This window comes from Streptomyces sp. NPDC014656, assembly GCF_043084305.1.
Taxonomy (GTDB): Bacteria; Actinomycetota; Actinomycetes; order Streptomycetales; family Streptomycetaceae; genus Streptomyces.
Genome location: NZ_JBIBZN010000006.1, coordinates 389,049 through 401,834 on the forward strand (window position 1 = coordinate 389,049; position 12,786 = coordinate 401,834).

Consider the following 12,786-nt stretch of genomic DNA (forward strand, 5'->3'; position numbering starts at 1 on the left):
ACATCAGGGCGGGGAGACATCTTCCGGGGGGACATCCTCTTCCCCTCCGTCCAACTTGACGTACGGCCAGGGGAAACGGTTGCCCTCGTTTCCCTTACGAGTGAGTCTCGGCCGGGTCTCGAACGGATACCCCGCCCCCGCCGCCCCACGCCCGGTCACTCCGCCGATTCGCCGCGGATCACCGCGAGCACCCCGTCCAGCTCGTCCGGCTTGACGAGCACGTCCCGCGCCTTGGAGCCCTCGCTCGGCCCCACGATGTTCCGCGACTCCATCAGGTCCATCAGCCGGCCGGCCTTCGCGAAGCCGACCCGCAGCTTCCGCTGGAGCATCGAGGTCGAACCGAACTGGGTCGACACGACCAGCTCGGCCGCCTGGCACAGCAGGTCGAGGTCGTCGCCGATCTCCTCGTCGATCTCCTTCTTCTGCTTGGTGCCGACGGTGACGTCGTCCCGGAAGACCGGCGTCATCTGGTCCTTGCAGTGCTGCACGACGGCCGCGACCTCGGCCTCGGTGACGAACGCGCCCTGCATGCGGACCGGTTTGTTCGCGCCCATCGGCAGGAAGAGGCCGTCGCCCTTGCCGATGAGCTTCTCCGCGCCGGGCTGGTCGAGGATGACCCGGCTGTCGGCGAGCGAGGAGGTCGCGAAGGCGAGCCGGGACGGCACGTTCGCCTTGATCAGACCGGTGACGACGTCCACCGAGGGCCGCTGGGTGGCGAGCACCAGGTGGATGCCGGCCGCGCGGGCCAGCTGGGTGATGCGGACGATCGCGTCCTCGACGTCCCGGGGGGCCACCATCATCAGGTCGGCGAGCTCGTCGACGATGACCAGGAGGTACGGGTAGGTCTTGAGCTCGCGCTCGCTGCCGGGCGGCAGCTGCACCTTGCCGTCGCGGATCGCCTGGTTGAAGTCGTCGATGTGCCGGAAGCCGAAGGCCGCCAGGTCGTCGTAGCGGAGGTCCATCTCCTTCACCACCCACTGCAGGGCCTCGGCGGCCCGCTTGGGGTTGGTGATGATCGGGGTGATCAGGTGCGGGATGCCCTCGTAGGCGGTCAGCTCGACCCGCTTGGGGTCGACGAGCACCATCCGGACGTCCTCGGGGGTCGCCCTTATCATGATCGAAGTGATCAGGCAGTTGATGCACGAGGACTTGCCGGAGCCGGTGGCGCCCGCGACGAGGACGTGCGGCATCTTCGCCAGGTTGGCCATCTCGTAGCCGCCCTCGACGTTCTTGCCGAGCGCCACCAGCATCGGGTGGTCGTCCTCGGCCGCGGCCGCGAGCCGCAGCACGTCCCCGAGGTTCACCATCTCCCGGTCGCTGTTCGGGATCTCGATGCCGACGGCGGACTTGCCGGGGATCGGCGAGATGATCCGCACGTCCGGCGAGGCCACCGCGTAGGCGATGTTCTTCGTCAGGGCGGTGATCTTCTCGACCTTCACGGCGGGCCCGAGCTCGACCTCGTAGCGGGTGACCGTCGGCCCCCGGGTGAAGCCGGTGACGGCCGCGTCCACCTTGAACTCGGTGAAGACGTTCGACAGCGCGTCCACGACGGCGTCGTTCGCCGCCGACCGGGTCTTGCCGGGACCGCCCCGCTCCAGCAGGTCCAGCGAGGGCAGCGAGTAGGTGACGTCCCCGGAGAGCTGGAGCTGCTCGGCCCGCGCCGGCAGGTCCGTCGGCTCCGGCGCCGGCTTGGTCAGATCGGGTACGGGACCCCCCGCCGGGCGCTTGTCCCCGCCGCGCGCGGTCGGCACGTTCGGCGGCGCCTTCGGCATCGGCGGTACGGACCCGGTGGCCTCGTCCGCCGCACCGCCGGCCCCTTCGGCCAGGGCCGCCGCCCGCTCGGCGGTCACGTCCCTGGTCAGGTCGGCGACCAACGGCGACGGCGGCATCCCGTTCAGCACCGCGCCGTCGAGCGCGGCGGCCGCGGCGGCGGCCACGTCGACCGGGTCCAGGCCGTGCTCGTGGCCGGCCGCGGCCGGGCGGGGCCGGGCCGTGCGGCCGCGCCGCCGCAGCGCCTCGGCCTCGGCCCGGTCCACGTCGTACGGATCGGCGGGGCCGCCGCTCCGGCGCCGGGCCGGCCGGGCGGCGCGCGGCGGCGCCTCCCGCCAGTCGTCCTCGTACGGCTCCTGGCCCGCGTACTCCTCGGCGGTCTCCTCGTACGGCGGCTCGACCAGGCCGAGCCGGACGCCGAGGGCGCGCAGCCGCTGCGGGATCGCGTTGACCGGGGTGGCCGTCACGACCAGCAGCCCGAAGAGCGTGAGCAGCACCAGCAGGGGGACGGCCAGGGCCTCCCCCGTCATGAAGACCAGCGGCTGGGAGGAGGCCCAGCCGATCAGCCCGCCCGCGTCCTGCATCGCCTCGGAGCCGGCGTCCCGGCCGGGCGCGCCGCAGGCGATGTGGACCTGTCCGAGGACGCCGATGACCAGCGCGGAGAGCCCGATGACGATCCGGCCGTTGGCCTCGGGACGCTCCGGATAGCAGAAGAGCCGGAAGGAGATGGCGCCCAGCAGCAGCGGGACGAGCAGGTCGAGCCGGCCGAACGCGCCGGTGACCAGCATCTCGACGAGGTCGCCGACCGGGTTTTCCAGGTGGGACCAGGTGCCGGCGGCGACGATCAGCGCGGCGCCGAGCAGCAGCAGGGCGAGCCCGTCCTTGCGGTGGGCGGGGTCGAGCCCCTTGGCACCGCGCCCTATCCCCCGGAACATCGCGCCGACGCCGTGCGCGGCACCCCGCGCCACCTTGTACACGCCTCCGGTGGGGGACGGCGCCGGCCGGGGCGCGGGCCGCTTCGCCGCGGCCTTCTTCGCGGGCGCGCGTTTGGCGGGCGCGGCCTTCTTGGCCGCCGCCTTCTTCGCGGGCGGCTTGGCCGGGGACTTCGCCGCGGACTTGGCGGCGGCCTTCTTCGCGGCGCCCGTGGTCCGTCCGGCGCGCGATGGTGCGGTGCCCTGTGAGCCCTTGCCGGACGTACGTGAAGCCATGGTGCCGAGGTTACCGGTGAGCGGCCGGGCTGTCCGCCTCACCCGAACGTGTCGTCCTTGCCCCGGCACGAGGCTGACGGCCGGTCAGCGGGATCCGGCCGTCGGGTGACGGGGCCTCAGCTCTGCGCGGGAAGCGAGGGCGCGCCCCCGGTGCCGGGCTCCAGCGCGTCCAGCGCCCGCCGCAGTCCGGTGAGCTTGCGCTCCAGGTGGGCGGCGGTGGCGACGGCGGCCGCGTCGGCGGACTCGTCGTCGAGCTGCTTGGACAGCGCCTCGGCCTGCTCCTCGACGGCGGCGAGCCGGGCGGACAGCTCGGCGAGCAGCCCGGCGGCCTCCTTGCCCTGACCGCCCTCGCCGCCGCCCTCCAGCTGGAGCCGCAGCAGCGCCGCCTGCTCGCGCAGCTTGCAGTTCTTCATGTAGAGCTCGACGAAGACGGAGACCTTGGCGCGCAGCACCCACGGGTCGAACGGCTTCGAGATGTAGTCGACCGCGCCGGCGGCGTATCCCCGGAAGGTGTGGTGGGGGCCGTGGTTGATCGCGGTCAGGAAGATGATCGGGATGTCCCGGGTCCGCTCGCGGCGCTTGATGTGCGCGGCGGTCTCGAAGCCGTCCATGCCGGGCATCTGGACGTCGAGCAGGATGACCGCGAAGTCGTCCGTCAGCAGCGCCTTGAGCGCTTCCTCCCCGGACGATGCCCGCACCAGCGTCTGATCGAGCGCGGAGAGAATGGCCTCCAGCGCCAGCAGATTCTCCGGCCGGTCATCGACCAGGAGGATCTTGGCCTTCTGCACCATGCCCCGTCCTCCTCGTCCCGGCAACGGCTCGACCCGGCTTCCGGAACCACTGCCGGAACCGGGGAAAGCACCGGGCGCCGCCCCAGAGGACGGCTTCCTGGCGCCGTCCGTCCTTGTGCCGGTCATCGTAGCCGCACCCCACCCGTCGCCACACCCTGTCACCGTGATGTCACTGTGCACATCGCGGTAACGGAGCGCGGGTCCAGAAGGTTCCCCGTATCCGGCCTCCTCACACGTGGACGGCGACGGTACGCCACCCGGTGCGGTGCCGGGCCCGCCCGGGCCCGGCACCGCACCCCGGCCTCACTCCCCCCGCATCCACTGCTCCATGACGGACAGCAGGTAGTCGGGGTCGACCGGCTTGGTGACGTAGTCGGAGGCACCCGACTCGATCGCCTTCTCCCGGTCGCCCTTCATCGCCTTCGCGGTGAGCGCGATGATCGGCAGCCCGGCGAACTGCGGCATCCGCCGGATCGCGGTCGTCGTCGCGTACCCGTCCATCTCCGGCATCATGATGTCCATCAGGACGACCGTCACGTCGTCGTTCTGCTCCAGGACCTCGATGCCCTCCCGCCCGTTCTCCGCGTACAGCACCGCGAGCCCGTGCTGCTCCAGCACGCTGGTGAGGGCGAAGACGTTGCGGATGTCGTCGTCGACGATGAGGACCTTCTCGCCGGCGAAGGAGTAGGTGCGGCGCGGCTCCGCGGCGCCCTCCGGCTCCGCTCCGGCACTCTCCCCGAAGGCCTCCGGCAGCCCTTGCGGACCCGGCTGCCCGGGCACCCCGCCCCGGGCCTCGCCCGCGCCGGCCGGGTCCGGCGCCTCCGCCGCCGCGCCCGTCTTGCGCCGGTGCCGGAAGAGCGCCCCGGCCCCCGAGCGCGCCTCGCCGCGCACCGGCGCGGGCGGGAAGTGCGGGAAGGCGTGCCCGGGCCGGCCGTCCCCGGCGTCCTGCCCGGGGTCGCCCGTCTCGCCCTGCCCGTAGCCGTGCTGCGGCACCTCGGTCGGGTTCAGCGCCAGGTAGAGGGTGAAGGTGGAGCCGCGGCCGGGCTCGCTCACCGCGAAGATCTCGCCGCCGAGCAGCCGCGCGATCTCCCGGCTGATCGACAGGCCGAGACCGGTGCCGCCGTACTTGCGGCTGGTGGTGCCGTCGGCCTGCTTGAACGCCTCGAAGATGACCCGCATCTTGCTGGCCGCGATGCCGATCCCGGTGTCGGTGACCGAGAAGGCGATCAGCTCCGCGTCGGCGTCGCGCAGCGAACCGGCCTCCAGGAGCTGTTCCCGGATGGACTGGGGCACGTCCGCGCCGGCCGGCCGGATCACCAGCTCCACCGCGCCGGAGTCGGTGAACTTCACCGCGTTGGACAGCAGGTTGCGCAGCACCTGGAGGAGCCGCTGCTCGTCGGTGTGGAGGGTGGCGGGCAGCTCGGGCGAGACCCGGACCGAGAAGTCCAGGCCCTTCTCCGCGGTGAGCGGCCGGAAGGTCGCCTCCACGTAGTCGACGAGCTGGACGAGGGCGATCCGGGTCGGGGAGACGTCCATCTTGCCCGCCTCGACCTTCGACAGGTCGAGGATGTCGTTGATGAGCTGGAGCAGGTCGGAGCCGGCGCCGTGGATGGTCTCGGCGAACTCGACCTGCTTCGGGGTGAGGTTGGTCTCCGCGTTGTCCGCGAGCAGCTTGGCCAGGATGAGCAGCGAGTTGAGCGGGGTGCGCAGCTCGTGCGACATGTTGGCCAGGAACTCGGACTTGTAGCGCATGGAGACGGCGAGCTGCTCGGCGCGCTCCTCCAGGACCTGCCGGGCCTCCTCGATCTCGGTGTTCTTGACCTCGATGTCGCGGTTCTGGCGGGCCAGCAGCTCGGCCTTGTCCTCCAGTTCGGCGTTGGAGTTCTGCAGCTCCTTCTGCCGGTGCTCCAGCTCGGCCGAGCGCTCCTTGAGCTGTTCGGTCAGCTCCTGCGACTGCTGGAGCAGCACCTCGGTCTTGGTGTTGACGCTGATGGTGTTGACCGTGGTCGCGATCAGCTCGGCGATCTGGTTGAGGAAGTCCCGCTGGATCTGGGTGAAGGGCTGGAAGGAGGCCAGCTCGATGACGCCGAGGACCTTCCCCTCGAAGAGGACGGGCAGCACGATCACGTGCGCGGGGGCGGCCTCGCCGAGCCCGGACGAGATCTTGAGGTAGCCCGGCGGCACGTTGACCTGGATCGTCCGCTTCTCCTCGGCCGCCGTCCCGATGAGCGTCTCGCCGGGGCGGAAGGAGGTCGGCATGGAGCCGGCGGAGTATCCGTAACTCCCGCGCATGCGCAGCTCGTACGAGCCGTCGCCCTCGCCGACGAGTTCGGCGTCGTGGTTGGCGGAGCCGGTCGGCGTCGCCACGAAGAAGGCGCCGTGCTGGGCGGAGACCACCGGCGTCAGCTCGCTCATGATGAGCGAGGCGACGTCGTCGAGGTCCCGGCGGCCCTGCATGAGGCCGGAGATGCGGGCCAGGTTGGACTTCAGCCAGTCCTGCTCGTCGTTGGCGAGGGTGGTGTCGCGCAGGTTGGCGATCATCGTGTTGATGTTGTCCTGCAGGGCCTGGATCTCGCCGGCCGCGTCGACACCGTCGATCTTGACGTTGAGGTCGCCGCGGGTCACCGCGGTGGCGACGGCCGCGATGGCCCGCACCTGCCGGGTGAGGTTCCCGGCCATCTCGTTCACGGAGAGGGTGAGGTCGCTCCAGGTGCCCTCCACGTCCCGGACCCGGGCCTGGCCGCCGAGCTGTCCGTCGGTGCCCACCTCGCGGGCGACGCGGGTGACCTCCTCGGCGAAGTTCGAGAGCTGGTCGACCATCGTGTTGATGGTGTTCTTCAGCTCCTGGATCTCGCCCCGGGCGTCGATGTCGATCTTCCGGGTGAGGTCGCCCTTGGCGATGGCCGTGGTGACCGCGGCGATCTGCCGCACCTGACCGGTCAGGTTGTCGGCCATGCTGTTCACCGAGTCGGTGAGGTCCTTCCAGGTGCCGGAACCGCCGGGCACCCGGGCCTGGCCGCCGAGGATGCCGTCGGTGCCCACCTCGCGGGCCACCCGGGTCACCTCGTCGGCGAACGCGGACAGGGTCGTCACCATCGTGTTGACGGTCTCGGCGAGCTCGGCGACCTCGCCGCGCGCCTCGACCGTGACCTTCTTCGTCAGATCGCCGTTGGCGACCGCCGAGGAGACCCGGGCGATGTTCCGCACCTGGCTGGTCAGGTTGTTGGCCATCAGGTTGACGTTGTCGCTGAGGTCCTTCCAGATGCCGGTCACCCCGCGCACCCGGGCCTGCCCGCCGAGGATGCCCTCGGTGCCCACCTCGCGGGCCACCCGGGTCACCTCGTCGGCGAAGTTCGACAGCTGGTCCACCATCGTGTTGACGGTGGTGACGAGCTCCAGGATCTCGCCCTTGGCGTCGACGGTGATCTTCTTCGACAGGTCGCCCCGGGCGACGGCGGTGGTGACCTCGGCGATGTTCCGGACCTGGAAGGTCAGGTTGTTCGCCATGAAGTTCACCGACTGGGTCAGGTCCTTCCAGGTGCCGGAGACCCCCTGCACCTCGGCCTGGCCGCCCAGGATGCCCTCCGTGCCCACCTCGCGGGCGACCCGGGTCACCTGGTCGGCGAAGGAGGACAGCTGGTCGACCATCGTGTTGAGGGTGTTCTTCAGCTCCAGGATCTCGCCCCGGGCGTCCACGTCGATCTTCTGCGACAGGTCACCGCGCGCGACCGCGGTGGCGACCTGCGCGATGTTGCGCACCTGGGCCGTCAGGTTCCCGGCCATGCCGTTCACCGAGTCGGTCAGGTCCCGCCACACACCGGCGACGCCCGGCACCTGCGCCTGACCGCCGAGGCGCCCGTCGGTACCCACCTCGCGGGCGACCCGGGTCACCTGGTCGGCGAAGGCGGAGAGCTGGTCGACCATCGTGTTGATGGTGTTCTTCAGCTCCAGGATCTCGCCGCGCGCGTCCACGTCGATCTTCTGCGACAGGTCACCGCGCGCCACGGCCGTCGTCACCTGCGCGATCTGCCGCACCTGCGAGGTGAGGTTCCCGGCCATGAAGTTCACCGAGTCGGTCAGCTCGCGCCAGCGGCCGGAGACGCCGTCCACCCGCGCCTGACCGCCCAGCCGGCCCTCGGTGCCCACGTCCCGCGCCATCCGCGTGACCTGGTCGGCGAAGGAGGACAGCTGCGACACCATCGTGTTGACGGTGTTCTTGAGCTCCAGCATCTCGCCGGCGACGTCCACGGTGACCTTCTGCGACAGGTCGCCGTTCGCCACCGCCGTCGTCACCTGCGCGATGTCCCGCACCTGGCCGGTGAGGTTGTGGAAGGCCGTGTTCACCGAGTCGGTGAGGTCCTTCCAGGTGCCGGCCGCGCCCTGTACCTGCGCCTGCCCGCCGAGCCGGCCCTCGACGCCGACCTCCCGGGCCACCCGGGTCACCTCGGAACCGAAGGCGGACAGCTGGTCCACCATGGTGTTGACGGTGTTCTTGAGCTCCAGCATCTCGCCGGCGACGTCCACGGTGACCTTCTGCGACAGGTCGCCGTTCGCCACCGCCGTCGTCACCTGGGCGATGTCCCGCACCTGCGTGGTGATGTTCCGGAAGACGGTGTTGACCGAGTCCGTCAGGTCCTTCCAGGTGCCCGCCGCGCCCGGCACCTGCGCCTGCCCGCCGAGCAGGCCCTCGGCGCCCACCTCGCCGGACACCCGGGTCACCTCGTCGGCGAAGGTCCGCAGGGTCTCGGTCATCTGGTTGATGGTGTCGGCGAGTTGGGCGATCTCGCCGCGCGCGCTCACGGTGACCTTCTGCGACAGGTCGCCGTTGGCGACCGCCGTCGTCACCTCCGCGATCCCCCTCACCTGATTGGTGAGGTTGCCCGCCATCGTGTTGACGGAGTCGGTGAGGTCCTTCCACACGCCGGCGACCCCGGCGACCTCGGCCTGGCCGCCGAGCTCGCCCTCGGTGCCCACCTCGCGGGCGACCCGGGTCACCTCGGACGAGAACGACGACAGCTGGTCCACCATCGTGTTGACGGTGTTCTTCAGCGAGAGCATCTCGCCGGCCACGTTCGCCGTGACCTTCTGCGACAGGTCGCCGTTGGCCACCGCCGTCGTCACCAGCGCGATGTCCCGCACCTGCGCCGTCAGCTGGTTCGCCATGGTGTTGACGGAGTCCGTGAGGTCCTTCCAGGACCCGGACACCCCCCGGACGTGCGCCTGCCCGCCGAGGATGCCCTCGGTGCCCACCTCGACGGCCACCCGCGTCACCTCGGACGCGAAGACCGACAGCTGGTCCACGAGGTGGTTGACGGTCCGCGCGACCTTCAGGAACTCCCCGCGGAGCGGCCGCACCGTCCCGTCGGAACCCTCCGAACGCAAGTCCATCCGCTGTTCGAGGTCGCCCTCGGCGACCGCCGTCAGCACCCGGCTGACCTCGGACACCGGCCGCGCCAGGTCGTCGACCAGCGCGTTCGCCGCCTCGATCGCCGCCGCCCAGGCGCCCTCGGTCGCCCCGGCCTCCAGCCGCTCGGACAGCTTGCCCTCGCGCCCGACCACCCGCCGCACCCGCGACAGCTCGCCGGTCACGTGCATCTGCCGGTCCGCGACCTCGTTGAAGACGGCCGCGATCTCGGCCATCACCCCGTCGCCGGAGACGGTCAGCCGCCTCCGCAGGTTTCCGTCGCGCATCGACACCAGCGCGGACAGCAACCGCTCGAGCGCGGCCACGTCCACCTGCACCGTCCCCCCACGGGAACGCCCGCCCCTCGCGCGCGTGCTGCTGCCGCCGCCGCGCCGCGCCGCCGTGCCAGACTCCACCGTGACCCTCCCGAAAGGGGTTCGACCGTTCCGCTCCGGCTCCCGCCGAAGCATTCCCAGTGTTTCACCGCGACCGGACCGGGCGATAACAGTTCGGCAGCTTCGCACAGCGTCCCCGCCCTCGGAGGGCGGAAACAGCGGAGACCGGCATCCGCGGGGACGGCGAAGGTAAGTAATCTGGCATCCGGCTGTCCAGCCGCCCCGGTCCGCCCGGCGGGGGCGGTGTGGCACGCGTAAGACCACCGGGCAGTGGGAGGGTCAGACCGAGCATGGCAGAGCCGGGCGTCGAGACGCGTACGAGGAGTGCTGTGATCACCGCGCGGGCGACTGCCAGTTTCGAGCCCGTAGGCCGGTCCGTCGCCGCCGCCCGGGCCTTCGTCCGGGACACCCTCCAGGGCTGGGGCCACCCCGAGCTCGTGGACGACGCCGTCGTCCTCACCAGCGAGCTGGTCACCAACGCCGTGGTGCACGCGGGCACCGCCGCCGACGTCCTGTGCCTGCGCTCCGAGGACAGCGTCCGCGTCGAGGTCGCCGACCGCTATCCGGAGCGCGAGATCCCGGTCCAGAGCGGCCGTGCGATCGCGAGCCCCGACCGGGAGAACGGCCGCGGCCTGCTCCTGTGCGCCGCCCTCGCCGACCGCTGGGGCGTCGACTACTCCCCCACCCGCAAGCACGTCTGGTTCCACCTGGACCTCCCCCAGCGCCCCGTCGGCACCCGCTCCGCCGGCCCGGTCCTCCCCGACGCCCTCCTCCCGGTCGCCGACAGCCGCGTCCGCGTCGCCGTCGTCCAGATCGACCGCGGCGGCGCGATCACCTCCTGGAACGAGGACGCCGAGGAGCTCTTCGGGTACGCCCCCGAGCAGGTCACCGGCAAGCCCCTGGGCGACCTCGCCGCCTGGCCGCACACCCCCGGCATCGGCACCGGTCTCGCCGAGGCACTCCGCCTCTCCCGCTGGGAGGGCAGTTACGGGCTCCGCTGCGCAGACGGCCGCGTCATCCCGGTGTACGCCTCCCACCTGCGGGTACGCGACGCCTCGGGCGAGCCCTCGACGGTCTGCCTGCTGGTGCGGGAGGACGAGCGCGCGGTCCTGCAGACCCCGCAGCGCCCCGCCGCGGACCCGGGCGCGGAGAGCCGCGCCACGGACCCGTTCGAGGTCTTCATCGGCTCCCCCGCCCCCGACGACCTGGACGGCCTGCTCCAGCGCACGGTCGAGCGGGCCCGGGACATGCTCGACGGCGACTCCGCCTTCCTGCTCCTCGCCACGGACGACGAGACGGAGCTGGAGGTGCGGGCGACGACGGGCCTCCCGGCGGCCCGCCAGCGCTTCGCCCGCGTCCCGGTGGAGACCGGCGCCAGCCGCTACGGCTCCGCCCGCATGCCCGCGGTCCACGAGGACCTGTCCGCCGTCCCCGGCGCCGTGCCGCTCCTGGAGGGCACCGGCATGCGCTCGGTCGTCACGGTTCCGCTCAAGGTCGAGGGGCGTCTCACCGGCTCCCTCGGCGTCGCGGCCGAGGCCGCGAACCGCTATTCGAACGAGGAGGCCCTCCGCCTCCAGTTCGCCGCCGACCGCATCGCCCTGGCCGTGGAGTCGGCCCGCCTGGGCGAGCTGGAGCGGCTCCGCCGCGGCTCCCTCAGCTTCCTCGTCGAGGCCTCCGACCTGCTGGCCGGCACCCTCGACCGGGACCAGACCCTGGCCCTGATGGCCCAGATGACGGTCCCCACCCTGGCCACCTGGTGCGCGGTCTACACGATCGCCGACCCGACCTCGGACCCGTACCTCTCCTACGTGCTCCACGAGGACGAGGACCGCATCGACGGCCTGAAGGCCCTGCTGGCCTCCATCGCCCCGCCCGACCCGGTGCCGTCCCCCGGCGCCCGCCTCTGGACGGCTCCCGGCGACGCGGCCCACCGGGCGGCGCTGACCGCGTCGGCCCGCGAGCTGGAGCACCTGGGCAGCCCGCTCTCCTCCGGCATCGACGGCACGCTGGCCACGGCCGGCGCGGTCGCCGGCGAGACGGTCGTGCTGCCCCTGGTGGCCCGCAACCGCGTGATCGGCATGCTGACCCTCGGCCGCCCGGCCGAGGACCACTTCCGCCAGGAGATCCTGGAGCTCGCCGAGGACCTCTCGCGCCGGGCCGCCCTGGCCCTGGACAACGCCCGCCTGTACTCCGAGCGCAACGCCATCAGCCAGTCCCTCCAGCGCAGCCTCCTCCCTCCGGAGCTCCCCAAGATCCCCGGTGTCGAGGTGGACGTCATCTACCGCGCGGCCGGCGAGGGCAACGAGGTCGGCGGTGACTTCTACGACGTCTTCCCGATCAGCGAGGACGTGTACGGCTTCGCCATCGGCGACGTGTGCGGTACGGGCCCGGAGGCCGCGGCCGTCACGGGCCTGGCCCGGCACGCCCTGCGCCTGCTGGCCCGCGAGGGCTTCGGCGGCCCGGCCGTCCTGGAGCGCCTGAACGCGGCCATCCTCGACGAGGGCGCCCGCAGCCGCTTCCTGACCCTGCTGTACGGCGAGCTCCGCCCGCAGCCGGACGGTTCGGCCCTCCTGAAGGTCGTCTGCGCGGGCCATCCGCTCCCGCTGCGCCTCCGTCCCGACGGCACCGTCACCCCGGCCGCCGAGCCGCAGCCGCTGCTCGGCGTGATGGACGATCTGGAGCTGTACGAGGAGACGTTCACGCTCGACCCGGGCGATGTCCTCCTCTGTGTCACGGACGGCGTCACGGAGCGCCGCGAGGGCACTCGCATGCTGGGCGACGACGGTCTGGCCGACGCCCTGAAGACGTGTACGGGCCTGACGGCCGGCGCGGTCGGCGGCCGTATCCTCCGCGCGGTCGAACGCTTCGCCCACGCTCCCGCCTCCGACGACATGGCCATCCTGACCATGCGCTTGAGGGAGCCGGACCCCAGCTGACGACGACGGGCCGGCGTCCCTGCGAGGGGACGCCGGCCCCTGTCCGTTCTTCCGTCCTGCCCGGAAACGCAAGAAGGCCCCCGCCATCAGGCGGGGGCCTTCTTTTCTCTGAGCCCTTTAACGGAATCGAACCGTTGACCTTCTCCTTACCATGGAGACGCTCTACCGACTGAGCTAAAAGGGCGGGTTGTTCGGCGGTGTCCTACTCTCCCACAGGGTCCCCCCTGCAGTACCATCGGCGCTGAAAGGCTTAGCTTCCGGGTTCGGAATGTAACCGGGCGT

General features: G+C 71.8%; 4 protein-coding genes, 1 tRNA gene and 1 rRNA gene. 1 reads left to right on the forward strand and 5 read right to left on the reverse strand.

Going from position 1 to position 12,786, the window contains the following annotated elements:
* Nucleotides 1–155: 155 nt before the first annotated feature.
* From ACF1ED_RS17555 to ACF1ED_RS17565, 3 genes are all read right to left on the reverse strand, one after another.
* A complete protein-coding gene (locus ACF1ED_RS17555) occupies nucleotides 156–2,978 on the reverse strand; it encodes a DNA translocase FtsK (RefSeq protein ID WP_391761319.1) in 2,823 nt (940 codons plus the stop codon).
* 116 nt (nucleotides 2,979–3,094) lie between these two features.
* The gene (locus ACF1ED_RS17560; RefSeq protein WP_031015299.1) at nucleotides 3,095–3,769 is read right to left on the reverse strand and encodes a two-component system response regulator; all 675 of its coding nucleotides are present in this window, start codon (nucleotides 3,767–3,769) and stop codon (nucleotides 3,095–3,097) included.
* 303 nt (nucleotides 3,770–4,072) lie between these two features.
* The gene (locus tag ACF1ED_RS17565) at nucleotides 4,073–9,589 is read right to left on the reverse strand and encodes a HAMP domain-containing protein (protein WP_391761321.1); all 5,517 of its coding nucleotides are present in this window, start codon (nucleotides 9,587–9,589) and stop codon (nucleotides 4,073–4,075) included.
* 269 nt (nucleotides 9,590–9,858) lie between these two features.
* On the opposite strand from ACF1ED_RS17565, the gene ACF1ED_RS17570 reads away from it, so the two are divergent.
* Nucleotides 9,859–12,504: a SpoIIE family protein phosphatase gene (locus tag ACF1ED_RS17570; RefSeq protein WP_391761323.1), complete on the forward strand. Its 2,646-nt coding sequence runs from the start codon at nucleotides 9,859–9,861 to the stop codon at nucleotides 12,502–12,504.
* 111 nt (nucleotides 12,505–12,615) lie between these two features.
* Here the strand turns inward: ACF1ED_RS17570 and ACF1ED_RS17575 are convergent.
* A tRNA-Thr gene (locus ACF1ED_RS17575) sits at nucleotides 12,616–12,688 on the reverse strand.
* 5 nt (nucleotides 12,689–12,693) lie between these two features.
* Nucleotides 12,694–12,786: ribosomal RNA gene (gene rrf / locus ACF1ED_RS17580) — 5S ribosomal RNA — on the reverse strand; the annotation flags it as partial.